Raw genomic sequence first — 25,952 nt, forward strand, 5'->3', positions numbered from 1 at the left:
CTGCGGGTGGGTCGCAGGACCGCATCGACACGGACGTCTACGAGCTTGCCGGCCCGGTGCTGCCCTCGCCACGACCGTGCGTGCTCCCGTGTCGCTCATCGGCGTGGCCCGTCGCCGCCTCGCCGACGTGACGCCTGGCGTATGCCGCGTCCTCGGCACCCGCTTCGACGTGCGTCGGGTCGAGCACGCGCTGCAGGAAGACCTTGGTCCGCTCCTCGGTGGGCGCTCCGATGACCTGCTCGGGCACACCTTCCTCGACGATGACGCCCCCGTCCATGAAGATCACGCGATCGGCGACATCGCGTGCGAAGGCCATCTCGTGGGTCACGACGAACATCGTCATCCCCTCGGTGGCGAGCCGGCGCATGACCGAGAGGACGTCCCCCACCAGCTCGGGGTCCAGCGCGGAGGTCGGCTCGTCGAACAGCATGAGCTTCGGGTCCATCGACAGCGCCCGGGCGATGGCGACGCGTTGCTGCTGACCACCCGAGAGCTGCGCCGGGAAGGCATCCTCCTTCTCGGAGAGGCCGACCTTCTCGAGGTTCTCGCGGGCCTTGGCCCGCGCCTCGTCCTTGCTCCGCTTGAGCACCGTGGTCTGGGCGATCGTGCAGTTCTCGAGCACGGACAGGTGCGGGAAGAGGTTGAACTGCTGGAAGACCATGCCCATGTTGCGACGGATGGCGTCGATGTCGCAGTCCGGGTCGTTGACCTCGTCCCCTCCCACCTTGATCGACCCGCTCGTCGGCTGCTCGAGGAGGTTGATGCAGCGCAGGAACGTCGACTTGCCGGAACCTGATGGACCGATGACGCAGACGACCTCGCCCTGGTGGATGGTGGCGTCGAGGCCCTGCAGGACGTGGTTGGCACCGAACGACTTGTGGAGGTCAGTGACCTCGACGACGGGAGCGGCCGTGGTGGGGGCGGTCAAGGCTCAGCGCTCCTTCTTCTGTCGGGCCTCCATGCGGCGCACGACGATGGACAGCGGGAGGGTGATGATCAGGTAGCAGAAACCGGCGACCACGAGGGGTGTCAGGCTGGCGTTGTCGCTGGACAGCTGGCGCCCGTACTTGGTCAGCTCGTAGCCCGAGGCCGAGAGCCCCAGGACGTAGACGAGCGAGGAGTCCTTGACCAGGAGGATGAGCTCGTTCGTCAACGGTGGGGTGATGACCCGGAAGGCCTGCGGCAGGACGATCTTCCGCGTGGCGACGCCGGACGGCATACCGAGCGAACGAGCAGCTTCGACCTGGCCCGGCGGCACGGCCTGGATTCCGGCCCGGATCGTCTCGGCCATGTAGGCGGAGGCGACGAGGCCGAGGGCGACCCACACCGTTCCGTAGGGGTCGTAGGGGATGACGAAACCCTCGAAGGCCAGTGACATGAGGCCGAAGGCGATGAAGACGATGATCGCCGGCAGGCCTCGGAAGAACTCGATCCAGACCGTCGCGATCCACCGGTAGGGGGCCACCGACGACAGCCGCATGAGGGCCAGCACCGTCCCCAGCAGGAGGCCGATGACGAAGGCTCCGGCCGTGTAGACGACCGTGTTCCTGAGGGCACCCCCGACTCCCTCGGTGAGGGTGGTCTTGATCAGGTCGCTGCGGAAGAACTGCTGCTGGATCTGGCCCCAGTCCGCGACGAGTGCGACGACCAGTGCCACGACGGCAAGGACTGCGTACTGAACCCACCGGATCCGCTGGGCGCGCCTGCGCGGGGACAGCTTCTTCTTCGGTGGGGCTTCGGTGGTGGTGTCGCTCATCAGCTCTCCTGCCGACCTGCGGGGTCAAGGGTCACCACGCCGAGGGGCGGCGGCCGGTCGAAACCGTACCGCCGCCCTCGAACGACGCGGAAGATCACTTCGGGGCGTCGACTCCGAACCACTTCTTGTAGATCGTGTTGTAGGTGCCGTCTGCGACCGCAGCCTTGAGGACCTCGTTCGTCAGGTCCGTCAGCTTCTGGCCGTTGGCGTCCTTCTTGAACATCAGGCCGTACTGCTCGCCGGTGTCGAACTCCTTGACGACCGCGGTCGTCGGGTTGTCCTTCACGTAGTCCAGGAGGGGACCGTTGTCGTTGATCGCAGCGTCGACGCGACCGGCGAGGACGGCCGCGAGCTGGGTCGGCAGGTCGTCGAAGACCACCGGCGTGAAGCCGTTGGCTGCCTTCTCCTTCTCGGCGAACTCCTGGCCGGTGGTGTCGGTCTGCACGCCGATCTTCTTGCCCTTGAGGCTGGCGAGGTCGGTGACGCCGGAGTCCTTCTTGGTGATGAGCGCCGCGGTCGAGTCGAAGTACGGGTCCGAGAAGCTGATGGCCTGCTTGCGCTTGTCGTTGATCGTGGTCGCGCCGAAGCCTGCGTCGCACTTCTTGGCCGCGAAGGCCGCACCCGAGGTGATGGTCGCGAACTCGATGTCGACGACCTCCTGCTCGACGCCCAGCTTCTTGGCGACGAGGTCCATGAGGTCGACGTCGAAGCCGACGACCTTCGACCCTTCCTTGAACTCGAACGGCTTGTAGGACAGGTGGGTGCAGGCCTTGAGCTTGCCGTCCGTGATCAGCGCGACGCCGTTGGAGTTCGTGGCAGCCGGGGCAGCATCATCACCGGAACCGCACGCAGCGAGGGCCAGGGTGGACGTGAGCGCGACGACAGCGAGGGCGCTGGCGCGGCGGGTGCGTGAGGTGGTCACCGGGGTACTCCTAGGCGGTAGTGAACGTGGTCGACCCACGTCTGACTGCCGCCGACAGTACCCAGCGGTGGGCGGCATGCACCGCCTTGGCTTCAGGCAACCCCGAATCGTGACCTGTTGCGCAAGGGGACGGTGACTCAGGTCCGCTCCGGGGCCCTGACGTGCGGATACTCCTCGTCGCGGGACTGGAAGGCGAGGATCGCGGGGTTGCGTACCACGCCATCCCGGATCTCGATGGCGCGCTTGATGGTCTCGTCCGAGTCCCAGGCGCCGGGCCCCGCCAACACCGTCGCCACGTGGGGAAGGAGCGCCTCGCTGATCTCCCACGTCGCGGAGTCCCAGAGGTAGGACGGGCTGTGGTCGACGGCGTAGTAGCGGACGTGCTCGCCCACGGTGAACATCGGCTCCTCGAACGTCGTCGGAACGGCCCAGCTGAAACCCATGCCCACGTCGCACGAGACGTCGATGACCAGCGTGCCGGGTGCCAAGGTCGGCAGGTCCGTCTCGTGGAGGAACACCATCGGCGCGTTCGGGTCCTGCAGCACGCAGTTGACGATGATGTCGTGCTCGGCCAGGTAGGCCGCCAACGGCACCGGTCCGTCCTCGGTGTAGGCGACGCTGCCGCTCCCACCGTCGGGCCGGTCGAAGTTGACGATGTTCGCCGAGTGGATGGGCGACGCGATCTCGGTGACCTCGCGCAGGCTGAGGACGTCCACCTGGTTGAGGCCCAGCGCACTGAGGGCGGTCACTGCGCCACGAGCCGTGGCACCGAAGCCGATGACGGCGGCACTCAGTCGACGCCCGTAGTCACCTGTCGATCCCACCAGCGAGAGGGCGTGGAGCACGGACGCATAGCCGGCGAGCTCGTTGTTCTTGTGCAGCACGTGCAGGCCGAAGCTGCCGTCCGGGCGCCAGTGGTTCATGGCCTCGAACGCGATGAGCGTCAGCCGCTTGTCGATGGCCAGCTGGGTGATCTCGGCGTCTTGGACGCAGTGTGGCCACCCCCAGAGGACCTGGCCCTCCCGCAGCTCTGCGACGTCGGCCGCGAGCGGCTTGGGCAGCATGACGACCTCGCACTCGTCCACCAGCTGCCGGCGGGAGAGGATCCCGCCGACGAACGGGAGCAGCTGCTCGTCCGAGATCCCGAAGCTCTCGCCATACCCCTGCTCGAGGAAGACCCGACCCCTCAGTTCCGGGTCGAGGCGTTCGAGGTGCCGCGGGTGGATGGGAAGTCGGCGTTCGTTCTCCTTGCGTGAGCGGGAGACGATTCCAAGCCTGAGCTGCTGCACGAGTACCCCTTCGAGTGGGTCCACTGTCTAACACACTCGTGGCCCCCTCCCGGGGGGCGTCACGGGTTCTCCTTGACCTGCCCCACGAGTGGACTCCCCGCCGACCGTTGCCGGACCCCTGAACGGAGATTGTCGGGATCGGCCATTCGGACCGGGACGACGAAACAGCCCCTGACCTGCGTCTCCGCAGGTCAGGGGCTGTTTCGTATTGGTGGGCGATACTGGGTTTGAACCAGTGACCTCTTCCGTGTCAAGCATTCTCATGCCATCCGCGGGCGCGCCCAGACGTCCATCTGAGTTCGACACCAGTCCCCGACGTGCGTCGGCATGCACCCAGACTTGCTCTCGTTGTCAAACAGTTAGTCAAGCAGCCACTTCGCCCGCCAAGACGCTCGACGCGTCCGCGCTCTTGCCTGTCGTGTGACTAGCCCATGCCGCCAGCCGGCGCCCTCGGCCCCCTGCGCGCAAGCAGCCAGTATGGAATAACCACTCCGTCGACCCAGCTTCTGCGCTCATCGATCGTCAGCCACCGCTTCCAACACGACGCCGAGGTGCCGAAGTCCTTCGCGACTTGGGCCACCGAAGAAACGGAGTGGCGGTAGACCCGGATCGCGCACTGACGGCACTTCTTGGGAATATGCCTTGGGCATGGTGCCCATCCTTCGCCGCCATCGCGTAACCCGAGAGCATCGACGCATAGGCTCGCAAGCACGAAGGTGCAGCGCGCCTCCTCAACCCGAGGGGGTCGGGGAGGTGGCGCGCTGCTACCCCATGGTGCACCCGCAACCTGTGCCGGCCGGGCCGGGCCCGTTGAACACGGCCACGCCGACGTTGGCTGGGGTGGAGTCACCTCAGCCGGGGTCGGCTCACGTTGCAGGGGGTGCGAGCGTTCCGAGTGCTGGTGCGACACCCACCTCATCGGCGGGACGGGTCCGCACTTGAGCGTTTCAACGGCGGCAGGCGCGGCCGGGTTTCGCGCAAGTCTGTCCGTCTGGCTGAGAGCGCGCTTGTTCGCGCCGGAGCGAGCAGGCGCGTGTGCGATGTTTGCGACGTGTGCATGAAGAAGGCGAATTCGGGGGCGGCCGGAGATGGCGTGCGGCCTGACGCCACCGGCTGGTGGTTCGGCGACCTGCATGGGAACACGCCCGGACTCGACCAAGGGGTTCAGCTTGGCAAGGTCGCTGGCGTTGAGCGTTCGTCGTTCGTCACAGCAACCAACACAGCACACCGATGGGCTCCAGCGGCCCGTCGGGCAACAGCAGCCCTGCCGTCGGCAGCACCGCTGTACGACGCGCTGATTGCCCTGACCCGACGGGTGTCCGACCCCCGACGCTGAACCCGGCACCCAAGGCTGTCGCAAGCTGCGTCGGTGCATTACGGCAGAGGAGGACAGGACGTCTCGCAGCAATCGCCTTCCATCCTTGAACACCGCTCGCTGCTGCGGTATGGCACTTGTCACGCGCCGACGGCCCAGATGCCAGCACTTCGGGTCTTCGTGTCAAGAAAGGCCGGACGGTCTCCGCGCGGCGGGCCAAACCATCCGCAGTGGCAGCGTGGGCCGATACTGGCGGCATGGACGTCCGATTCGTCGCGGGCTTTGCCGTCATCACCACCGACCCAGCGCTCGACAAGAACCTCTTCGTCAAGACCCTCGGTTTGCCGCTGCAACCTCCGGTCAGCGTCCCGGACTCCGAGTACGTCTATTCGGAGAATGTGGCGGGAGCAAAGCACTTCGGAGTCTGGCCCCTCAACGAGGCGGCACAGACGTGCTTCGGCCAGCAGACGTGGCCGGACACGCATCTGGTGCCTCAGGCGACCATCGAGTTCGAGGTTGACGATGTCGAGAGTGCCGCCCAGGAACTGGTTGACCGCGGATTCCGCCTCGTCCATGAGACGCGAACCGAGCCTTGGCAGCAGGTAGTCGCTCGATTTCAGTCTGCTGATGGCCTCCTGGTCGGCGTCTGCTTCACGCCTTGGATGCACGAAGGGTGACTGCGGGGCTCCCGAAGGTCGAGCGCCTCAGAACTCGGAAACAGCCAAGTAGCTTCGCGCCCTCACTCCAAGGAGTGGCCAACCTCGAACGCGCGCAGCCGCTCGGCGGCATCCCGCACGCCCTGGGTCAACGCGGCCCACGGGTTGGTTGCACCGCTCAGGCCGTTCATCACACCCAGCAGCTCGTTCAGCAGCTGGGTGTCTCCAAGGTTGTTGTCGATCTCGTCCAGCAGTTCGGACACACGGTTGAAGGTGTGGACGACCCCGTCCGACGGTGAGGTCGTGTTCGCATCGGCCGCGTAGACCCACGCGACGACCGCTCCGAACGCATACCAGGAGGGAACGTCTTGCGGCTCCTCGTCCCAGCCCATCTCCGGCATGGCCAACAGAGCGTGCCTGGCTCGTCAACTGACGTGATGCTGGTCCTCGCCGCAATCACCTCCGCGACAGGACCAAGCCCGCCCGAGGGAAGTGCGAGCGAACCCAGCTCCCCAAGGGGAAGTACGACGAACGCGAGCTGGGTCGCCGTCCGACGTTGCTCGACCGAGCCCATCGCCGCCAGACGGGACTCCAGCGTCGGGAAGGACTCATCGGGCACGAACAGACATCTTGCACGCTGTCGATCGGCAGCGCACCACTTGGCGCAAGCATCCCGTCCCGCGTGATTGCGCAGGTCAGGAGGCTGCACGGGTCTTGTCAGGTGGGGCGCGCGGGTGCATGATTCGCGTCAGCGCGCAGCGAAGGGGCTGCTCGCAACGGTCAAGCAGGGGGCCATCATGTCCGCAGTTCGTCCGCTCTGGCGCGCCCTGGGTGTCGCCGTGACTCTCGTCCTGGCGTTGGGTGCGGCGTCGCCGGCCCAAGCTGCGCGACCAGCCCGCGGCACCGTCGACATCGTGTCGCCGGCCGACGGTTCGTCCGGGACGCAGATGTCCCCGACGGTCAGTGGCAAAGCCACTGCACCCACAGGCCAGGTGCTGCTGAGCGTGGACGGAACCCAGACAGACTTCCCGGCCACAGTCGGCTCACGGGGCACGTGGTCCACGGCCGTGTTCTACCTGTCGTTGGGAACCCACCAGATCTGCGCCGAGGTCCGCTCCGACGTCGACGTGCAGCTCGCGGTGGACTGCGTGACCTACACGGTCGTGCCCGACCCCTCAGCGTTCGACGTGGACTGGCCGCTGGCCGGTGGCACGACGGCAACGCTGTTCCAGGTACAGGGTTCCTGCCAGGACGGCACGGACGTGCTGGTGTCGCTGGACGGCGGCGCGACGCGCACGGAGTCCTGCTCGGGCGGCTCGTACTACAGCCAGTACCTGACCAGCGAAGGAACCCATTCCGTGGTGGTGTCGCTGGCCTACCAAGGCAGAGTGCTGTCGACGGTGACCCGGTCGTTCTCAACGAAGGCACCACCGGCAGTGGACGTGAACATCACGACACCGGCGGATGCGTCGACGGTGTCGTCGAGCTTCGTGTACGTCGCCGGGACGTCGAACAGCCCCAGCACCCCCGTGGTGCTGACGGTGAATGGCGGCGACCCACGAGAGACGTACTTCGACGCAGACGGCACCTGGTCCGGCGGCGCACCACTGACATACGGCGACAACATCATCTGCGCCACCTCCAACGACATCTACGGCACCAGCGACCGGGACTGCGTCACCATCAGGTTCGCCATCGACCCCACCACGCTGACACTCACCCGACCCACCGACGGCGGCGCATCAGGCACCTTCATCTACTACGAAGGCAGCTGCTTCACCGGGACCCAGCTACGCATCGAACTCGACGGCGCCCTGTACCAAGACGACACCTGCTACTACGACCACTTCGGCGGATCCATCCCCTACGTCGCTGACGGGCCACACGTCGTCAGCGTGACCATGTCGTGGGACGGGTCGCCCATCGCGTCCGTGAGTGCATCCGTCGTCGTGGACACCCTCGCACCAGCCCCGCCAACGGTCCTATCCCCAGCGTCAGGGGCGACGATCCGCTCGGCCCCGGTGACGGTGACAGGCACCGCAGAATCCGGGGCGAACGTCGAGCTCGTCACCACACGGGGCGACGTCGTGCTGACAGCACCCGTAGCAGCCGACGGGACATGGTCGATGACGCTGGACCGCGCCTACCTCGCGGCGCAAGGCGTCGTCACCGGACAACGCGAGACGCTGCGGCTCCGGTTCGAAGCAGTCGACCCGGTCGGCAACCGGTCCTTCACCACGGTGGCGACGTACACCGTCCGCATGCGCTGACAAGAACTGTCGCCGACGGCACCGCTGAGCCAAGCATGTGACGTTCCCGGCGCACCCGATGACGCTGTCATCAGCCTCGCTGACCGGTAACGAGTGCGCGACTCACGTCGCGCCGGATCGCGTGCCGTTGTCCACACGCAGTCGCGTGAGTCGCATGCAGCGTCGCCGTCGCCGTCGCCGGTCCTACGTCATCCCGATGGCCTTGAGCATGGGGCGATATGCGCGCACCGCCGGGTTGGTGGCGGTGTAAGGGGCGAAGCAGAGCGGGTCATTCAGTCGTAGGTTGCCGGAGGCCCTTCGCCTGATGGTCGAAGGTCTGGCGCCACGACGGCCAGGCACACCATTCCGCGACCCCCGGGGGTGGTTCCACCTTCACCATCGAGCTGCCCCTCCCGCCGACAGCGGTTGCCATAGACCGTGACCACGCCACACCCAACAGCTGGCAGACCACCCCGCGTGGAGTCGGGGCTGGTCCGGGCCAGCTTGGCCCCGCTGCCTTTCGCGGAACACGAACGCGCCGCCCGCAGCGACGAGCACCCACCAAGTCCCACGTCGTCCCGTGCGGCACGGCTGGTATCCCCCAGTGCTACAAGCGTGAACCCTGCCGCCGGCCGTCCGCTCGCATCGTTGGGCGAACATGTTTGGGTGGTTGGATTCGCGCGCTGCTGAGGAGCTCACCGCGCCCGCTCGTGGCGCTCAGGTCACGCGGCTCTGGTAGGGGCTCCCCGCGTGGTCACGCTCAGGCCTTGGAATGAGCAGGTCCGCCCCCGTCGGCGGGTAGCCGGTGGGGGCGGACCTCTGGGCGTGCGGTCGGTCAGGACCTCACTTCAGCTTGAAAAGTGCATTCAAGGCGCTGCCGTCGGCTGCGGTCATGGTGACCTTGATGCAGGCGCCGACCGTCTTCGGCGTTTGCCAGTTCTGGATGAACTGGCCACCGGTCGTGTCGTACCGCAGGCTCGTGCCGCCGGTCGTGGTGACCTCCACGTCGTCCACTGTTGCCGTGGTGGAGCAGTTCACCGACACCGCGCTGAAGCTCTTGACCGCGGTGGTGCTGGTGAGTTCAGTTGAGCCGGAGAACAGCTCGAACTTCAGCGGGACAGTCGACCCGGCCTTGACCGTGTTGAGCACTCCGTTCATGTCGACCGGTTGGTAGAAGCCACCGAGGCGGAACGGGTTGATCTTGAAGGTCGCCGAACCGGTGGAGCCCGTGTGGTTCGCGTCGCCGGCCCAGGTGGCGGTCGCCATGGCTGTTCCAGCCAACGTGTTGCCGGTGTAGGACACCGGCAACGTCTGGTTCAGGGCGCCGGGTCCGGTCACTTGGGCGGTGCAGGGGGTGATGGCGCTGCCGGTTGCGTCCACGGAGGTGGGGCAGCTGACTGCGACCGCTGATGCAGCCCTGTCGATGGTGAACGTGGCCGTGTCCATGCTTGCGGTGTGGTTGGCGTCGCCTGCGTAGCTGGCCGACGCTGTCCCAGTTCCAGCGTTGATGTTGTTGACGTAGCTGACGTCCATGGCCTGGTCGAGGGTGCCTGCACCGGTGACCTTTGCCGAGCAGGGAGTCAGCGGACTGCCGGTGTAGGTCGCCGGGAGCGTGCAGGTGACCTTGGTCGTGGTCGGTGCCTTGTCGATCGTGAAGGTGCCTGAGCCGTTGCTGCTGCTGTGGTTGCGGTCCCCGCCGTAGGTGGCGGTGACCGTGGCGGTGCCGGCGGCGACGTTGTTCGCGTACTCCAGTGTGGTGGAGGTGGTCTCGAACGTCCCGGCTCCGCTGACGGTGGAGGTGCACGGAGTGAGCGCGCTTGCGGTGTAGGTCAGCGAGGTCGGGCAGTTGACGGTGACCGAGGATGGTGCCTGAGCGATGGTGAACTGTGCGGCGTCGGAGCTGGCCAGGTAGTCACTGCCGCCTGCGTAGTCCGCCGTGACCGGGACGACACCCGCGTTGACGGTGTCCTCGGAGTAGGTCGGTGCGAGAGCCGAGTCAAGGCCGGGACCGGTGACGTGTGCTGTGCACGGCGTTTGTGAGGTGCCGTCGTAGGTGACCTGCTCCGGGCAGGTCAGGGTGGTGGTGGTCGCAGCCTTCGCGATGTCGAAGTGGTCCGTCGCGTCGGTGCTGCCGTGGTTGTCGTCGCCGGCGTAGCTGGCGGTGACGGTGGCCTGGCCGGCGTGGACGTTGTCGGTGTAGTTCACTGCGACCGGCCGGTCGAGGCCGCCGGCGCCGGTGACGACCGCGGTGCAAGGCGTCTTGGCGGTGGTGTCGAACACCGAACCGGCGGTGCAGCTGATGGTGATGACCGACGTGGCCTTGCCGATCTCGAAGGTGGCCTGGGCGTTGCTTCCGGTGTGGTTGGCGTCGCCGGTGAAGGTGGCGGTCGCGGTGCCGGCGGACGTGGCGTTGGTGTTGTCCGGTGCGTAGACCACAGGGACCGACTGGTCGAGTCCGGCGACGCCGGTGACGTGTGCCGTGCAGATGTCCTGGGCCGTGCCGGAGAACACGACACCGGTCAGGCAGTCCAGCTTCGTCTGCGACGCGGCCTTGTTGATCGCGAAGCTGGTCGACTGTGTGCCGACGGCGGTGTGCGTGGCGTCACCGGCGTAGGAGGCACTGGCTGTGGCTGTGCCTGCGTTGATGTTGTTCGCGTAGGTGACCGTCAGGGGCTGATCCAGGCCACCGGTGCCGGTCACCGTTGCGGTGCACGGCGTCTGCGCCGAGCCGGAGAACGTGACGCTGGTCGGGCAGTCGAGCGTGATCACGGCCTGGGCCTTGTCCACGGTGTACGTGACGCTCGAGGAGGCGGTCAGCCCGCCGGCGTCGGTGTAGGAGCAGGTCGCGGTCTGCGGGCCGATCCAGGTGCTCTCTGGGTGGTTGAGGGTGGCAGCGAACGTTGTGGCGCCGTCCTCCTTGTCGTTGACCGAGCAGGTCGGGGACGGTTGCGTGCCCCAGGTGTAGTGCTGTCCCGAGACTGCGCCGACGACGTTGACCGTCGGAGCGGTGTTGCTCGGAGCGGCTGAGGCGACGTTGACGGTGAACGTCGCCGGGGCGACGTTGAACGTCCCCTGGCTGTTGTTCTGAGTCTGGACGAGGCTGACGGAGGTGGAACCAGCAGCCACGGCGCTCAGCGTCAGGGCCTTGGTCTCACCACACGTCGTGAACGTGACAGTCGAGGGGGACACCGTCGCCACGGCCGGGGACGACGACCTCACCGTGAAGGTGGCAGTGGTCTGGCCCGTAAGGTTGCAGCCGTTCTTGCCGTCGCTGTCGGTGGTGACCACACGAAGGACGGTGGACCCGGAGGCGCCTCCGACGGTCAGGCTCATCACCTCCGCGGCTGAGTCGATGGTGGCGTCGAGGTTGTTGACGATGTCGTCTGCCCAAGCCGGAGCGGATCCGGCGAAGAGAACGAGCAAACAGCTCGCGGCGAGCGCTGACGCGCGAGTAGCTGTTCGGGACAAGGTGGCCTCCAACGGGCTCTACTACGTGGTGAGGTGCGGACCCCCAATGCCGCGAAGGTAACGAAATAGTCAAACTTCCGTAAGTACTTCGTCCGGAAATAGTCACCGTGTAGTCCTTTCGGGCTATTCGCACCAGCGTTCGGCGGACCGGCAAATGCTTTCGGTTGCCTCTTTTCGTTGGGATCGGCTGCTCCGGCAGGTGTGCTTCGACGCATGGCCCAGCTGCCGCTTGTCTGGGCGAGATGCGAAGTACGGCTCAAGAACTGCGCGACGTCCTTGGGGCGTGCGGCGCCGTTTGCTCGTCGTGCTTGCTGTGTGATGGCGCCAGGGGCATGACTTCCAAAGGGATGCTGGGAGCTTGGCGGAGGGTCATTTCGCCAGTTGGTGCTACGAGCCCCGGCGCCCCGAAACAAGACATTCTGGATAATTCGCTTCGAATGTCCCTCTGGCGACCATCCTGGTGGCGTGATCACAGGAACGCCGGGCGCACCCTGCATGAGTCGGTCGCATGCGACACATCACCACGGCGGGTCCAGCCGGCCTGACTACCTTGTTGTGCAGCAGGTTTGGGCCAACCGCGACCAGCCGCACCGCAGTTGGGATCCGCTCTGCATCTTCCCCGCAGCAACGAGGGCATCGGACGGGACCGCGTCCACTAGTCGCAGGATTCCCGACACCTACGTTCCTGCAGCGATGACCTGACCTCTTCCCTGCATGGGAAGTAGCTGGCCCTGCTTCGGACGTCCACGCACGTCAGCGGGCGTACAGGGACCGGCACCACGGTCGAAACCCGCCCATTTAGTCAAGCAGTTGGTCAAGAGGCACCCATCGCCACCGGCATGAGAACAGCCCCTGACCAGCGTCTCCGCAGGTCAGGGGCTGTCTCGTACTGGTGGGCGATACTGGGTTTGAACCAGTGACCTCTTCCCTGTCAAGCGTTCCCACCCTGTCCTTGGACGTCCGTCGCCGTCCATATGAGCACGAAACGAGTCCCCCAACGTCCGCCCGCATCCACCCGAACACGCCCCCGTTGTCAGCAGTTAGTCAAGCAGCCGTTGCACGGTGCGTTGGCTCTGCCCCAGGCCACGGGATAAGGGCGGTGCTCGATTTTCTGCCTATGAGATTTCGGTTGTGTACTCAGCGATTCGTTCAACGTAGAACTGCGCGTTGGCGCGGATGCCTTCATGTTCTGCGTCGGTCGTTTCTCGGCGGACCTTGCCGGGCAGGCCAAGCACCATGGAGTTCGGCGGGATCTGCGTGCCCTCCGGGATCATCGCCCCGGCGCCGATGATCGAGCCTGAACCGATGCTCGCACCGTTGAGGACGATCGCCCCCATGCCGACCAGCACGTCGTCGTCGATGAGACACCCGTGGAGAACGGCACCGTGGCCGACGGTGACGCCAGCGCCCAGTCGCAGCGGGATCCCGCGGTCGGCGTGCAGCACGCATCCGTCCTGGACGTTGCTTCGCGGTCCGATGGTGATGCAGTCCCCATCGGCGCGGACCACGGCCGAGAACCACACGCTGCTGTCCTCCGCCATCGTGGTGGCACCGACGACGGTGGCATTGTCGGCGATCCAGGCCGACGGATGGATTCGGGGAGTCCTCTCCCCAAGGGGGATCAGCACCGGAGCTTCCTCATCGGTCTCCCTCATCGGTTTCGACGAGCACGACGCACAGGGTCCGGGGGCCGTGCACCCCCTCGACACGGTCGAGCTCGATATCACTGGTCGCCGACGGGCCGCTGATGAAGGTGATCGGGCGGTCGCCCTCGAGCCGGGACAACATTTCGGGCACGGACGCGACGACCTGGTCGGCGCGCACGATGCACACGTGCAGGTCGGGGATCAGGGTGATCGCGCGACGGCCCTGATCGGGCGAGGCGTCGAGGGCGATGGTCCCCGTCTCGGCGCACGCCACCGTGGCGGCGGTGAGCACCGCGGCATACGCGTCGAGATCCTGGGCTGCGAGGCCCTCGTGGTCGGGCTCCGCAGCCGGGCACCATTCATGCGGCACTCCTGGTGCGCGCAGCACGGGCGAGGCCGCGGCCACGAGCCTCTCCACCGCAGAGGCCAAACCGTCCGGTCGGCACCGCACGACGGTGGCGCGGTAGTCGACCAACCGTTCCTCGAGGAGGGTGACCAGGTCCGGGAGCTCACCGGCAGTGGTCGTCAACGGCCCTCGTCGGTAGTCGCGCTGGACGGCACGGACCTCGATGCCGGTGTTGGCCTCCTTGATCCGCTGGAGGATGTCTTCACGGGCGCCCATCACTGGTCCCTGGTCCTTTCCCACCATTCGCGGAAGGTCTCGGGAGGTGGTGCGGGGGCGTCTCTGCTGGTGGTCCACGCGGAGAGCGGGAACGGCAGGGACCGGAAGCGTCCACTCCTGGCGAAAGGACGCGCCATACGCAATGCGGTCTCGGCCATGCGGAACCGACGCGGACTCTGCATCACCCACCCCACGAGGGACAGTGCCGCAGCCTCTGGCGTCGGCAGTCGATGCTCCTTGGCCTGCTCCTCCGTGTGGCGCTCGCGCAGGTGGACGAGCAGGGACGGGATGTCGATGCGGACCGGGCAGGCGTCGAAGCACGCGCCACACAGGGACGACGCGAACGGCAGCGACGAGTTGTCTTCGATGCCCGTGAGCTGAGGGGTAAGCACCGCACCAATCGGGCCGGGATAGACCGACCCGTAGGCGTGGCCCCCGGTGCGTTCGTAGACTGGGCAGACGTTCATGCATGCGCTGCACTTGATGCAGTGCAACACCTCTCGGCCCACGTGGTCCCCGAGCGTCGCGGTCCGTCCGTTGTCGAGCAGCACGAGGTGGAAGGCTTGCGGCCCATCCCCGGGGGTGACCCCGGTCCACGCCGACGTGTAGGGGTTCATCCGCTCACCGGTCGACGAGCGCGGCAGCAGCTGGAGGAAGACCTCGAGGTCCTGCCATGTCGGCACGACCTTCTCGATGCCCATCACGGTGATCAGCGTCTCGGGGAGGGTCAGGCACATCCGTCCGTTGCCCTCGGACTCCACCACGAGCAGCGTGCCCGAGTCGGCCACCGCGAAGTTGGCTCCGCTGACGGCGACCTTGGCCGTGAGGAACTTCTGCCTCAGGTGGGCCCGCGCAGCCATCGCCAGCTGGCGTGGGTCGTCGGTGAGGTCCGGTGGCACGCCCGGCATCTCGCGCAGGAAGATTTCGCGCACTTCGGCGCGGTTGCGGTGGATAGCCGGCACGAGGATGTGCGAGGGCTTGTCGTGGCCGAGCTGCACGATCAGCTCGGCTAGGTCGGTCTCCGTGGCGGTGATCCCCTGGGCCTCCAGGGCCTCGTTGAGCCCGATCTCCTGGGTAACCATCGACTTGACCTTGACGACCTCGGTCTCGCCCGTGGCCAGGATGAGGTCGGCGATGATCGCGTTGGCCTCGTTGGCATCTCGCGCCCAGTGGACGACACCGCCACGACGGGTGACTGCCTCCTCGAGGGTGCGCAGGTGGTCGTCGAGGCGGGCCATCGTGGCGGCCTTGACCTGCTGCCCTGCGAGCCGCAGCTCCTCCCAGTCGGGCACCTCCTCGACGACCGCCGCACGCTTCTCACGGATGGTCCGGGTGGCCCGACCGATGTTGGCCCGGAGCTGGGTGTCCCCAAGTGCGGCCTTGGCGGCCTTGGGGAAGGACTCGTCGCCGCGCAGTCCCCCGACCCCCCGGGGCGCGTGGATCGCCGGCATGCCCAGGAAGGTGCTCATCGCCCCACCGAGTTCTCGGTCGAGGCTAGGATCTCCGCGAGGTGGACGGTGCGCGTCCCCACCCGTAGACGCGACAGCCCACCACCGATGTGCATGAGGCAGGACGAGTCGCCGGCCGTGACGCTCTCGGCTCTGGTGGACATGATGTTCTTCATCTTGTCGGCCAGCATCGCCGTGGACGTGTCGGCGTTCTTGACGGCGAAGGTGCCTCCGAACCCGCAGCACTGGTCGGCATCGGGCAGCTCCACGAGGTGGAGCCCCCTCACCGCACGAAGGAGCCGCAGCGGCTTGTCCTGCACCCGCAGCAGGCGTAGCGAGTGGCAGGTGGGGTGGTACGTGACCCGGTGCGGGTAGTGCGCCCCGACGTCCTCGACCCCGAGGACGTCGACGAGGAACTCCGACAGCTCCCACGTATGGCTCGCGGTGGCTTCAGCCCGCACCGCCAGGTCGTCGTCGCCGGCCTTCCGCGCCAGCATCGCGTGCTGGTGCCGAACGGCTCCCACGCAGGACCCCGACGGGGCCACGATGGCATCGAACTCTTCGAATGTCTCGACGTGGTGCCGGACGAGCGGGACGGCCTGGCGGCCGTACCCGGTGTTGGTGTGCATCTGCCCGCAGCACGTCTGGGCCTTCGGGAAGACGACCTCGTGACCGAGGCGTTCGAGCAACGTCACCGTCGCTCGCCCCACCTCGGGGAACAGCCCGTCGGCCAGGCACGTGACGAACAGCGCGACTTTCACAGCGCCGGCCTCACGATGACCGCCAAGGGGTTGCCGTCGGGCGGTCCCTGGTGTGAGTTCTGTTCGCCGCCGCTGACGAACACCTCCGTGTGACCGGTTCCCGACGCGAGGAGGAAGCCGCCCATCGCCTTCGCGACGTGGTAGCCGACCTGGTCCTCGAGGAGGGTGATCCGTCGCCCGTCGACCTCACCGGTGGCTGGCATGATCATCTTGGCCAGGGCGTAGACGAGGCCCCGTGATGCCGCCCGGGTGTCTCCGTCGACGACTTCGACCCCTGCCGACTCCAGCGCACCGCGCACGGCCGAACCGTCGATGATGCTCGCCATCGAACGGTGGCCGATGCGTAGGTCGCTCGTCGAGTCGGTTGTGTTGCCGAGCAGCAGGACCTCGGCATGCGTCTTCTCCCCGCCCGAGGACGTGAGGGCCACGTCGGAGAAGACCGAGTAGTCGCGCCGAACCATGCCGTCGTGGACCTCGTCCTCGTCAGCCTCGCCCAGGGCCAGCGCGACCCCCAACGCCGACGCGTCGTTGGAGTAGCAGATGGCGCCCTCCGGCCCGATCGACATGTCCTGCGTGACCGTGTCGCGGCCCCGCGACCTCGCGTCGGCGATGCTCTCCGGACTTAACGACGGGGCCTTGACGAGGACGGCGTGGACGTCGCTCGGATCGTCCACCCCGGCATCCGCCAGAGCGAGCTCGACCGCCGCGCGCACCTTGGCGATCTGCCCCATCCGGCCGATCTCCTCGGGAAGGATGGCTGCCGAATGCGCAAGGCCGGCAACGAGTCTCGGCCCGCCGAGGGATATCCCGGCCGGGTCATCCGTACGTGCGAAGACCGCGACGTGGGGCGTGATGACTCCAGGGCTGCCGCCCGAGAGGACTATGCACAATCGGTCTGCGACGTCGTCCGCCGAGGTGCCCAGCCGGGCGGCGAGCAACTCCTTGATGGCGCGGTCGGCCGCCTCACGACCGACGTCCTTCCCGAGGCCGGTTCCCTCGGACTTGCCGACGACTGCCATGACGCTCTCGGGAGCGACCACGCCGTCGTCGAAGAGGCGCGCGATCGCGCTGACATCACCGGGAGTCCGCATCTCGCACACGTGGACGTCAACGCGCACGGTGCACCTCCTCGGGGGCGGGGCTGACGGCCCGCTCGCCCCGGGCAAGGTAGTCGCAGACAGCCAGAACGACATCCTCCCGGAAGGCGGCGCCGACGACCTGGACGGAGATGGGCGACCCCGTGCTCGACGTGGACACAGGGACCGAGACCGCAGGGATCCCGAACAGGCTGATGGCCCTGCTGGGTGCGAGGAGGTGAAAGTCGGCGACCCGACCCGTGAGGTCGTGCGGGGCCTCGGTGCTGACCGGGAGCAGCAGGACACGGTCGCCACGCAGCCACGCGCCGAGTCCGGCGACCAGGGCGTCGCGCTCGGCCCAGAGCTCGGCCAGCGCGTCCTCCGTGAGCCGGACGCGGGCGTCGAGCATGGCCTTGATCCCTGCACCGACGAGGTGCGGGTGCGCCTCGGCCAGGCGAGCGACGGCGCTCATCGGCTCGGCGGATCGCAGGCGGTCGTAGACCGTGGCCGCGCGGTCCACCTCGGTCGGCACTCCCATGGAGACCCGTGCGCCGGACAGGGCGAGGGCCGCTGCGGCCGTCTCGACCGCCGCGGCGACCTCGCGGTCGACGACGACTTCACCGACGGTGGGCGCCCAGGCGATCTCGAGGTCCTCGAGCCCGACGTCTCGGTAGTCACGCAGGGGCTGGTCCTCGGCCAGGGGATCCCGGCCGTCGGGACCTGCGATGACTTGGAGGACCGTGAACACGTCCTGGGCGCTGCGACCGATGGGGCCGACGACCTGCACCGTGTCCTGGAAGTCACGCAACGGTCCGTCGTGGACAGGACCGCCCGGCTGCTCGCCGCTGCGGGGGACGCGACCCACCGTGGGACGCAGGCCGACCAGGCCGGCGCACTGGGCCGGCCAGCGCAGCGAGCCGCCGTAGTCGCTGCCGAGCCCGACCATGGACATCCCGGAGGCCACGGCAGCGGCTTCGCCGCCACTCGAACCGCCGGCGGTCCACGGCCCCAAGGGGTTCCGGGTGGGGCCGAACAGGTCGTTGTCCGTGTCTACGCCGAGCGCGAACTCCGGGCAGTTGGTCTTGCCCACCAGCACCGCACCGGCCGCACGCATCCGCGCGACGACCGTCGCGTCCTCACCCGTGGTGTTGCCCTCGAGCGCCCGCGACCCGCAGGTCGTGGGGAGGTCGGCCGTGGCGAGCATGTCCTTGGCGGTGAACGGAACTCCCGCGAGCACTCCCCCGGTGCGTCCGGTCGAGGTCAGTCCGGCGGCCTCGTCGACCGCCTGGTCCCCGCGCTCGGCGACGATGGCGTTGAAGCGAGGGTTCTCCTGCCTGATCCGGGCCACGCCGGCCCGGACGAGGGAAGCCGGATCCGCGGACCCGGCACGGATCTCGGCAACGGCCGAGGCGAAGGGGGTGGCGAAGGGGATGGTGATGGGAGTGGCAGGACTCACGTGGCGGGCCCGATCAGCTCGTCGAGGTTGTCGAGGATGGAGCTGTTGCCGTGGTTGGCGATCTCGTGCAGGACGGCCTTCCGGTCCCCGCGCTCGATGCTCTCCAGCAGCAGCGCGTGACGGGGGTGCACGTCGCCCCGGTCGCCATAGAGACGCTCACGGAACTTGAGGTTGTAGGCCATGCACAGCTCGAGCTGCAGACGCAGGCCCTCGTAGGCCGTGATGAGCCGGCTGTGCCCGGCCAACGACACCAGTCCCATGTGGAACCTGCTGTTGGCGGCGAGCACCGCGTTGTCGTCGCCGCTGTCCGCCGCCGCCTTCATGTCCGCCAGGGCAGCGCGCATGGGCTCGAGGCTGGCAGGATCCTTGACGGGGACACCGAGCTCGATGGCAAGCCGCTCGAGGGCGAAGCGCAGCGAGTAGATCTCACGCACGTCCTGGGCCGTGATGGGGGTGACGATGTAGCCGCGACGCGGAAGGCTCTGGACGAGGCCGTCGCGCTGCAGGACGCGAAGCGCCTCACGCAACGGTGGCCGGCTCACGCCGAACATTTCGGTGAGCCGCTCCTCGACGAGCCGGTCCCCCGGCCGCACGTCGCCCGAGACGATCAGCGCCCGTAGCCGCAGGACCACCGCCTCCACGATGGACGGAATCTCGACCTTGCCTTGGTCGGTCTGGAATGCCTCGGCCGACATCATGAAGTCCTCCCTGTATCCCCGGTTCGGCTCATTGTGCTGCATCGATGGTCGACTCCGGGTCGTGCGGCACGTGCTGCAGGTCGGCGATCACTCCGGTCGCGAGGAGACTGTGGATCTCGGCCTCCCCAACGCCCGACTCCCTCGCCACCTCGATCGAGTGCTCCCCGAACATCGGTGCGGGGCGACGCAGCCAGCCCTTCTCGCTGCCCTCGACCTTGACGGCCTGGCCAAGCACCTTCATCGGGCCGAGCTCGCGGTGCTCGACGGTCTCCACCATGTCCAGGGCCCGGGTGATGGGGTGGTTCAGGGCCTGCTCCAGGTCGAGCACCGGGCCGCACGGGACACCAGCCGCGTTGATCTGCGGGATCCACTCCTCGGCCGACTGGTGCGCCAGCACGTCCTCGATGGACTGCCGCAGCTCCCCGCGGTTGACCATCCGGGCCGCGTTGTCGAGGTAGCGAGGGTCCTCGGCCAGGTGGTCGAGCCCGAGGGCGGCGCACAGGCGGCGCCACATCTTCTCGTTCCCCGACGCCAGGGTGATCGAGCCCTCGCCGGTCTTGAACGTGCCCTGGGGAAACATGATCGGGTGGTCGTTGCCGTCACGGCCGGGGACGATCCCGAGGCTGAGGTACTTCTGGGCCTGGTACGACATCAGGGTCAGGGTGGACTCCATGAGCGAGGCCTCCACGACCGCTCCCTGGCCGGTGCGGTCGCGCTCGTGCAGGGCGGCCAGCACGCCGACCGCGGCGAAGACCCCGGTCGAGGAGTCGCTGACGGCGATCCCCACGCGGAGCGCTCCGGTGTCCTCGGTGCCCGTCACACTCATCAGCCCCGACATTGCCTGGGCGGTCTGGTCGAAGCCCGGCAGGGCGTCCCCGGGCGGTCGCGTGCCGAAGCCGCTGATGTTGACGTAGATTAGCCGGGGGTTGCGCGCCCGCAGCTCGTCCGCCCCGAGCCCCATGGCGTTGGCGGTGCCGGGACGGTAGTTCTGGACGAACACGTCCGCGTCGTCGATGAGCCGCAGGAGCAGCTCGCGCCCCTCGGCTTGGCGCAGGTCGACGGCGAGGGAGCGCTTGTTCCGGTTCGATGCGAGGTAGTAGACGCTCTCCTCCTCGTGGAACGGACCGGACTGCCGGGCCGGATCACCGGTGGGAAGGGTCTCGACCTTCACCACGTCGGCACCGAGGTCGGCGAGGAGCATCGTGAGCGTCGGTCCTGAGAGGTATCGGGTGAGGTCGACGACCTTGAGTCCGTCAAGCGCTGCCATGACCAGAGGTCCTTTCGGTGGTGAACTCCGGCGAGCGGCCCGCGAGGAAGGCTGCGACGCCTTCCTTCAGGTCCGCGCCGCCGTAGGCCTGCTCGTGGAACGCGCGCAGGGTGGCGTTGTCGTCGGTGACGGTCGGGTCCGGTCCCAGGAGGGTCGTGACCTTGGTGGAACGGATGGTGACCTCGGAGCTGGCCGCGATGTTGGCGACCAATGCGCTCACCTCGGAGAGCAGGGCCTCGGGGGCGACGACCTGCTGGACGAACCCCCACGAGGACGCTTGATCCGCGTCGATGAGCTTGCCTGTGGCCACGAGGTACATGAGGTTCGCCCGGCCGAGGGCTCCCCCGACTGCGCGGGTCTCGGTCAGCCCGAGGGTGACGCCGAGTCGGCCGATCGGGATGCCGAACCGGGAGCGGGTGGTGGCGATCCGGATGTCGCAGGCTGCTGCCAGCTCACACCCGCCGCCGACGGCAAGGCCGTCGACCATCGCGATGACCGGCACCGGAAGTGCCTGGGCGGCGCGCAGCGCGGAGGCGATGGCGGCGTTGTAGGAGTCGGCGTCCAGCGGGGTCAGCCGTTGAGCCGGGAACTCGCTGATGTCTGCGCCAGCACTGAAGGCCTTGGTCCCGGCACCACGGACGACGACCGCCCGCAGGGCCGTGTGGTCGGCAAGTTCGGTGAAGACCTCCCCGAGCCGCTTCCACCCGGCGAGGGTCAGGGCGTTGTGCTGCGCCGGTCGGCTCAGGGTGACCACGCCGACCAGGCGGTTCTTGCCGAGGCCGGCCAGCTCGAGCCCGATCATGTCCTGGACGGTCTCGTCCGGCGCCTGCGCCTGTAGGATCGCGACCAGCTCGGCGAGCTCGGTCATCGTGGCCATCACCCGTTGTCCAGCGGGACCCGGCCACGGGCCAGCTGCGACAGGGCGACGGCGACGAGAAGAGCGCCTCCGTAGAACAACTGCTGGACGTAGGACTGGACACCCATGAGCTGCAGCCCGGTGATGCCGGTGACGAGGAAGTACACCGCGATGGCGGTGCCCCACGGGTTGAAGCGTCCGGGCATGATGCTCGTCGCGCCGAGGAAGGCAGCGGCGAACGCCGGGAGCAGCAGGCTGGAGCCCGAGCTGGGGTCTGCGCCACCGGACGTCCCGGCGTACAGCACCCCCGCCAGGGCGGCGAGGACCGAGGAGCCCATGAGCGCACCAACCCGGACGCGTCCGACCCTTACCCCGCTGAGCTTGGACACGCTGCGGCCGCGGCCGACGAAGAGCAGACGGCGCCCGATCGAGGTGTACTCGAGGACCCACCAGAGCACTGCGCACAGGGCGATCGCGTAGAAGAAGGCCAGCGAGATGCCAGCGAATCGCTTGACGATGACGTACTCGACCAGCCCCTGCGAAATGCCCGAGATCGTGGCGGAGTCGCTGGCCCACAACGTGATTCCGGTGAGGAGCGTCCCCATGCCGAGGGTGACGATCAGCGACTCGATGCCGAAGTAGACCATGATCAGTCCGTTCACGAGACCGACTACGAGCGCCATCGCCAGGGCTGCGAGCACCGCCGCCCAGATCGGCCAGCCGTGCTGGACGTTGAGGATGGCGACCATCATCGCCGACAGGGTCAGCACCCCGGCGACCGACAGGTCGTAGTCGCCGGCCGTCAGGGGCACGATCAGAGCCAGCGTCAGGACGAGGAGCACGGCCTGCGACCCGAGCATCGTCTGGAAGGTCGCTGCCGTGAGGAAGACGCTGGGGTTGGCAATACCGAACCCGACGATGAGCAGCAACCAGGCGAACGGGAGGGCCACGCGCTGGACGAGGTCCAGGCGGTTGGCCTTCGAGGACCTGCTGTTCTTGACGTCCTTGGTGGCCGTGCTGTCCTTGGTGTCGTCGGGCGCGCTCATGACGCGAGGTCCTTCGACGGGTCCTGCACCGCGTACGACAGCTCCGAGAGCCGCTCCTTGCTGATCTGGTCTCCCGTCAACTCCGCCACGATGAGGCCCTGACGGAAGATCAGCACCCGGTCGCAGATCAGGGCCAACTGTTCGTGATCGCTGCTGGCGCATAGCACGCCCATCCCTTCTGCGGTCGCTGACCGCAAGACTGAGAAAATCTCTTCGCGGGCGCCGACGTCGACGCCCTGCGTTGGTTCGTGGACCATCAGGACGGTCGGGCGCGTCTGCAGCCACTTCGCCATCAGGACCTTCTGCTGGTTGCCGCCCGAGAGGCTCGAGCAGGGCAGGGTGGGGTCGCTCGGTCGCACGTCGAACGTGGACAACACCTTGCGCGTCTCCTCCTGCATCTTCCTGCGCCGCAGGAAGGGCCCGCGCTGGTAGGTGGGCAACGTCTGCATGCTGACGTTGTCCAGCACCGAGAGGCTGAGGATGGCTCCGTCGCGCGGCCGGTCCGCCGGCACGAGGGCCAGGCCCTGCTTGAACGCCTTGGTCGGGTTCTGTCGCCGCAGTTCCGTTGTCGCAGAACCGATCTCGATGCGACCGGCCTCGGCGCTCGAGGCGCCGAACATGAGGTAAGGCAGGTCCTCGAAGCCCGACCCGGAGAGGCCTGTCACGCCGAGGACCTCGCCACGGTGCACCACGAGCGACGCCTCGGCGACCAGGCCGCCACGCGCACCAGTCACCGTCGCCGCCGGCGGCGAGGCGGCGAGCTGGGCCGCGCTGCGGTGACTCACGGCTTCCAGGTCGTGCCCGACGATGAGGCGCACGATCTGCTCGCGGGTGTGGTCGGCAGTGGCACCGCTGCCGACGACGCGGCCGTCCCGGAAGACGGTGAACCGGTCCGTGAGCTGCTTGACCTCCTCGAGGTCGTGCGAGACGAACAACACCCCGGTTCCCGTGCCTGCGACGTTGCGGGTGACGTCGAAAAGCATCTGGGTGTCGTCCTGGGGAAGGAAGACGGTCGGCTCGTCGAGGACCAGCAACCCGTTGCTCGGCGCTGTCGCGACGGCCCGCACGATGGCGAGCAGGGCCCGCTCCACCGGGCGCAGGTCACTGACCAGCTTCGAGGGGTTGAGCTCCACGCCGTACCGCTGCATGAGCGTGCGCGCCCGGCCCCGCCACTGCTTCCACGGGATCGCCACCGAGGCCTCGGTGGCGAGCTCGTCGAGGAAGAGGTTCTCCAGGACGGTGAGCGAGGGGATCAGGCCGAGGTCCTGGTGGACGAAGCGCATGCCCAGCGACTTGTACTCGCCCGGGGCGAGCGGCAGCGAGACCTCTTGGCCGTTGACCCGCAGGCGTCCGCCGGGATCGGGCTGGTGGAAGCCGGCGAGGACCTTGATCAGGGTCGACTTGCCGGAGCCGTTCTGGCCGAGCAGGCCGTGGATCTCACCGGCTCTCACCGTGAGGTCCACGCCCTGCAGTGCCTTGACGCCGCCGAACGTCTTGGCCAGGCCCTCGATCTCGAGAACGTCGGGCATCTACTTCAGTCCCCACAGGGTCCGGTAGCCGTCCTTGAACTGATTCGGGTCGCCGTAGCCATCCTTCTGGTTGACCGGCTTGCCGGCCTCGTCGACGTTGGTCGAGTCGAAGACGCGCAGCGGGGTCTTCTCGCTGGCCACGGGTTCGGTGCCGGTCAGGACCCGCAGGACCTGGTCCATGTTGGCCCAGCCGAGCCACTCGAGGGGCTCACCGACCTCGGCGACGACGAGGTTCTTGTCCTGGATCATCTTCATGACCGAGGCGGTGCCGTTGTAGGCCACGATCTTGACGCTCCCGGTCTTGCCGGCCTGGGTGATGCCGGTGGTGAGGAAGGACGTCATACCGTCGAAGACCGGCACCACGTAGTTGATGGAGGGGTCCTTCAGCAACGCCGTCTGCACCTGGGTCGCCACCTTGGTAGCCCAGTCCGAGATGGGGATGTTCACGATCTCGGCCTTGCACGTGGCGGGGCACTTGGCTGCGAGCTCGTCCTTGAAAGCCTTGGCGATCCCTGCCGCAGGTTGCACCTCGTTCGACGTCACGAAGTAGGCGTTCACGTGGCCACCGGAGTTCATGATGGCGTAGTCGGCCATGAGGGTCCCGGCCCGGTAGTGGTGGGCGTCCACGAAGGCCGCGATGTTCGGCTGTTCCTTCTTGGCCGTCTCGACGTAGGACTCGTCGTACAGGTGGGTGCTGATGACCGGGATGCCCGCCGCCTTCGCGGCAGCCAGCTGGGGGCCGAGCAGCTTCGGGTCGGGCGAACCCTCGAGGACGATGGCGTCGGCCTTCTGGGCGATGCCGCTCTGGACGCCCTGGATCCACTGCGAGACCTGGCCCTGGTTGGTGAACTGCACCACCTTGACGCCGGCCTCCTTCCCCGCCTCGCCCATCGCCGCATCGACGATCTGGTTGAACGGCACCGTGCTGTTCAGGCTGACGTTCACGATCGTCTTGCCCTGGGCCTTCGACACGTCGAACGCCGGGCCGGGCGCGGTGAAGGTCGCCAGGGCCTTGGCCTTGTCGATCTCGGCCTTCGCGGCCGAGGTGTCGACGGCCGGGCCGGAGGCGGTTGCGGCGGCCGCACCGTTGGGGCTCGCGCCCTCCGAACAACCCGCCAGACCCAGCGCGGTGACGACCGCCAGTGATGCCGTCAGCGCGTGCGCTCCGAGATTTCGCCGCATTGCGGTCCTCCAAGATTCGAGGGCGGGGGCACCATTGCCCAACCGCGGGGTGGCTTCACGGTAGGGCTAAGTTCCGCAGATTGTCTACAATCTTTCACCGGCAATCTTGGAATGGCGTAAGCTCGACACCGCCTCGCTGCGGGCCAGGGTGAAGAGGTCACGCTTGCACCGATTCGTCAGCAGACGATCACAGGCTGCGCCGTACGGGGTGTGGTGGCCCTCGATGTCAGCGCGACCCACGTAACCGACTCCGTGACTGGGCGTCTCACGTCGCAAGGTCGCCTCGATCGGTGACTTCTTCCCCGCATGGGAAGTGACTGGCCCATCTTCGGACGTCCACACACGTCGGCGGACGTACGGGGACCGCCACCAGGGTCGAAACGCGCCCACTTAGTCAAGCAGTTGGTCAAGCAGGCGCCCCCGACGCGACCCAAAGAATCAGCCCCTGACCGGCGTTTCCGCAGGTCAGGGGCTGTTTCGTACTGGTGGGCGATACTGGGTTTGAACCAGTGACCTCTTCCGTGTCAAGCATTCCCAGACCATCCGTCAACGTGTCCAGACGTCCATCTGAGCACGAAACAGTCCCCCGCCGTCCGCCGGCATCCGCTCGGACGCGCACCGGTTGTCAAGCAGTTAGTCAAACAAGCCCCCTCCCCCTCGATCTCCTCGCCAACGAGGGCCTGCATCGGCACTCGCCATGCCCACGCACT

General features: G+C 67.6%; 20 protein-coding genes. 2 read left to right on the top strand and 18 right to left on the bottom strand.

Going from position 1 to position 25,952, the window contains the following annotated elements:
- Positions 1 to 37 precede the first annotated feature (37 nt).
- The 4 genes from ABD286_RS02300 to ABD286_RS02315 all read right to left on the bottom strand — a co-directional run bounded on the left by ABD286_RS02300 (position 38) and on the right by ABD286_RS02315 (position 3,967).
- Positions 38 to 928, bottom strand: coding sequence for an amino acid ABC transporter ATP-binding protein (locus tag ABD286_RS02300; RefSeq protein WP_344189877.1), 891 nt, complete (start codon positions 926 to 928; stop codon positions 38 to 40).
- Between the two features lie 3 nt (positions 929 to 931).
- Complete coding sequence (locus tag ABD286_RS02305) at positions 932 to 1,756, bottom strand: amino acid ABC transporter permease (RefSeq protein ID WP_344189879.1); 825 nt, start codon at positions 1,754 to 1,756, stop codon at positions 932 to 934.
- Positions 1,757 to 1,850: 94 nt separating this feature from the next.
- Entirely contained in the window at positions 1,851 to 2,678 is an 828-nt protein-coding gene (locus tag ABD286_RS02310; RefSeq protein ID WP_344189881.1) for an ABC transporter substrate-binding protein, read from the bottom strand.
- A gap of 137 nt (positions 2,679 to 2,815) precedes the next feature.
- Positions 2,816 to 3,967: a N(5)-(carboxyethyl)ornithine synthase gene (locus tag ABD286_RS02315; protein ID WP_344189883.1), complete on the bottom strand. Its 1,152-nt coding sequence runs from the start codon at positions 3,965 to 3,967 to the stop codon at positions 2,816 to 2,818.
- A 1,572-nt stretch (positions 3,968 to 5,539) separates the two neighbouring features.
- On the opposite strand from ABD286_RS02315, the gene ABD286_RS02320 reads away from it, so the two are divergent.
- Entirely contained in the window at positions 5,540 to 5,959 is a 420-nt protein-coding gene (locus ABD286_RS02320; RefSeq protein WP_344189885.1) for a VOC family protein, read from the top strand.
- Between the two features lie 62 nt (positions 5,960 to 6,021).
- On the opposite strand, the gene ABD286_RS02325 is transcribed toward ABD286_RS02320, so the two are convergent.
- Positions 6,022 to 6,339, bottom strand: coding sequence for a hypothetical protein (locus ABD286_RS02325; RefSeq protein ID WP_344189888.1), 318 nt, complete (start codon positions 6,337 to 6,339; stop codon positions 6,022 to 6,024).
- A 396-nt stretch (positions 6,340 to 6,735) separates the two neighbouring features.
- On the opposite strand from ABD286_RS02325, the gene ABD286_RS02330 reads away from it, so the two are divergent.
- The gene (locus ABD286_RS02330) at positions 6,736 to 8,208 is read left to right on the top strand and encodes an Ig-like domain-containing protein (protein ID WP_344189890.1); all 1,473 of its coding nucleotides are present in this window, start codon (positions 6,736 to 6,738) and stop codon (positions 8,206 to 8,208) included.
- Between the two features lie 822 nt (positions 8,209 to 9,030).
- On the opposite strand, the gene ABD286_RS02335 is transcribed toward ABD286_RS02330, so the two are convergent.
- From ABD286_RS02335 to ABD286_RS02395, 13 genes are all read right to left on the bottom strand, one after another.
- A complete protein-coding gene (locus ABD286_RS02335) occupies positions 9,031 to 11,655 on the bottom strand; it encodes a PxKF domain-containing protein (protein ID WP_344189892.1) in 2,625 nt (874 codons plus the stop codon).
- Between the two features lie 1,115 nt (positions 11,656 to 12,770).
- The gene (locus ABD286_RS02340) at positions 12,771 to 13,283 is read right to left on the bottom strand and encodes a gamma carbonic anhydrase family protein (RefSeq protein ID WP_344189894.1); all 513 of its coding nucleotides are present in this window, start codon (positions 13,281 to 13,283) and stop codon (positions 12,771 to 12,773) included.
- 10 nt (positions 13,284 to 13,293) lie between these two features.
- Positions 13,294 to 13,923 carry a LutC/YkgG family protein gene (locus tag ABD286_RS02345; protein WP_344189896.1) on the bottom strand — a complete coding sequence of 210 codons (630 nt, stop codon included), beginning with the start codon at positions 13,921 to 13,923 and terminating at the stop codon, positions 13,294 to 13,296.
- Positions 13,923 to 15,392 carry a LutB/LldF family L-lactate oxidation iron-sulfur protein gene (locus ABD286_RS02350; protein WP_344189898.1) on the bottom strand — a complete coding sequence of 490 codons (1,470 nt, stop codon included), beginning with the start codon at positions 15,390 to 15,392 and terminating at the stop codon, positions 13,923 to 13,925. The genes ABD286_RS02345 and ABD286_RS02350 overlap by 1 nt, the downstream gene beginning before the upstream one ends.
- Positions 15,389 to 16,132 carry a (Fe-S)-binding protein gene (locus ABD286_RS02355; RefSeq protein WP_344189900.1) on the bottom strand — a complete coding sequence of 248 codons (744 nt, stop codon included), beginning with the start codon at positions 16,130 to 16,132 and terminating at the stop codon, positions 15,389 to 15,391. The genes ABD286_RS02350 and ABD286_RS02355 overlap by 4 nt, the downstream gene beginning before the upstream one ends.
- Complete coding sequence (locus ABD286_RS02360) at positions 16,129 to 17,250, bottom strand: ring-opening amidohydrolase (protein WP_344189902.1); 1,122 nt, start codon at positions 17,248 to 17,250, stop codon at positions 16,129 to 16,131. The genes ABD286_RS02355 and ABD286_RS02360 overlap by 4 nt, the downstream gene beginning before the upstream one ends.
- A complete protein-coding gene (locus ABD286_RS02365) occupies positions 17,240 to 18,664 on the bottom strand; it encodes an amidase (protein ID WP_344189904.1) in 1,425 nt (474 codons plus the stop codon). Before ABD286_RS02365 ends, ABD286_RS02360 begins: the two co-directional genes overlap by 11 nt.
- A complete protein-coding gene (locus ABD286_RS02370) occupies positions 18,661 to 19,359 on the bottom strand; it encodes a GntR family transcriptional regulator (RefSeq protein WP_344189906.1) in 699 nt (232 codons plus the stop codon). The genes ABD286_RS02365 and ABD286_RS02370 overlap by 4 nt, the downstream gene beginning before the upstream one ends.
- 31 nt (positions 19,360 to 19,390) lie before the next feature.
- Complete coding sequence (locus ABD286_RS02375; RefSeq protein ID WP_344189909.1) at positions 19,391 to 20,629, bottom strand: CaiB/BaiF CoA transferase family protein; 1,239 nt, start codon at positions 20,627 to 20,629, stop codon at positions 19,391 to 19,393.
- Positions 20,616 to 21,506 (bottom strand): enoyl-CoA hydratase/isomerase family protein, encoded by an 891-nt coding sequence (locus tag ABD286_RS02380; protein ID WP_344189911.1) that lies wholly within the window; start codon positions 21,504 to 21,506, stop codon positions 20,616 to 20,618. The genes ABD286_RS02375 and ABD286_RS02380 overlap by 14 nt, the downstream gene beginning before the upstream one ends.
- Complete coding sequence (locus ABD286_RS02385) at positions 21,506 to 22,531, bottom strand: ABC transporter permease (RefSeq protein WP_344189913.1); 1,026 nt, start codon at positions 22,529 to 22,531, stop codon at positions 21,506 to 21,508. Before ABD286_RS02385 ends, ABD286_RS02380 begins: the two co-directional genes overlap by 1 nt.
- Positions 22,528 to 24,060, bottom strand: coding sequence for a sugar ABC transporter ATP-binding protein (locus ABD286_RS02390; protein WP_344189915.1), 1,533 nt, complete (start codon positions 24,058 to 24,060; stop codon positions 22,528 to 22,530). Before ABD286_RS02390 ends, ABD286_RS02385 begins: the two co-directional genes overlap by 4 nt.
- Positions 24,061 to 25,242, bottom strand: coding sequence for a sugar ABC transporter substrate-binding protein (locus ABD286_RS02395; RefSeq protein ID WP_344189917.1), 1,182 nt, complete (start codon positions 25,240 to 25,242; stop codon positions 24,061 to 24,063). It lies immediately after the preceding gene.
- Positions 25,243 to 25,952 lie beyond the last annotated feature (710 nt).

Source organism: Pedococcus aerophilus (assembly GCF_039532215.1).
Lineage (GTDB): Bacteria > Actinomycetota > Actinomycetes > Actinomycetales > Dermatophilaceae > Pedococcus > Pedococcus aerophilus.

Excerpts from the sequence above, each read along its gene's own strand:
- ABD286_RS02305 (WP_344189879.1), bottom strand. The coding sequence starts at position 1,756 with ATGAGCGACACCACCACCGAAGCCCCACCGAAGAAGAAGCTGTCCCCG.
- ABD286_RS02320 (WP_344189885.1), top strand. The coding sequence starts at position 5,540 with ATGGACGTCCGATTCGTCGCGGGCTTTGCCGTCATCACCACCGACCCA.
- ABD286_RS02325 (WP_344189888.1), bottom strand. The coding sequence starts at position 6,339 with ATGCCGGAGATGGGCTGGGACGAGGAGCCGCAAGACGTTCCCTCCTGG.
- ABD286_RS02330 (WP_344189890.1), top strand. The coding sequence starts at position 6,736 with ATGTCCGCAGTTCGTCCGCTCTGGCGCGCCCTGGGTGTCGCCGTGACT.
- ABD286_RS02345 (WP_344189896.1), bottom strand. The coding sequence starts at position 13,923 with ATGGGCGCCCGTGAAGACATCCTCCAGCGGATCAAGGAGGCCAACACC.
- ABD286_RS02350 (WP_344189898.1), bottom strand. The coding sequence starts at position 15,392 with ATGAGCACCTTCCTGGGCATGCCGGCGATCCACGCGCCCCGGGGGGTC.
- ABD286_RS02370 (WP_344189906.1), bottom strand. The coding sequence starts at position 19,359 with ATGTCGGCCGAGGCATTCCAGACCGACCAAGGCAAGGTCGAGATTCCG.
- ABD286_RS02375 (WP_344189909.1), bottom strand. The coding sequence starts at position 20,629 with ATGGCAGCGCTTGACGGACTCAAGGTCGTCGACCTCACCCGATACCTC.
- ABD286_RS02380 (WP_344189911.1), bottom strand. The coding sequence starts at position 21,506 with ATGGCCACGATGACCGAGCTCGCCGAGCTGGTCGCGATCCTACAGGCG.
- ABD286_RS02385 (WP_344189913.1), bottom strand. The coding sequence starts at position 22,531 with ATGAGCGCGCCCGACGACACCAAGGACAGCACGGCCACCAAGGACGTC.
- ABD286_RS02390 (WP_344189915.1), bottom strand. The coding sequence starts at position 24,060 with ATGCCCGACGTTCTCGAGATCGAGGGCCTGGCCAAGACGTTCGGCGGC.
- ABD286_RS02395 (WP_344189917.1), bottom strand. The coding sequence starts at position 25,242 with ATGCGGCGAAATCTCGGAGCGCACGCGCTGACGGCATCACTGGCGGTC.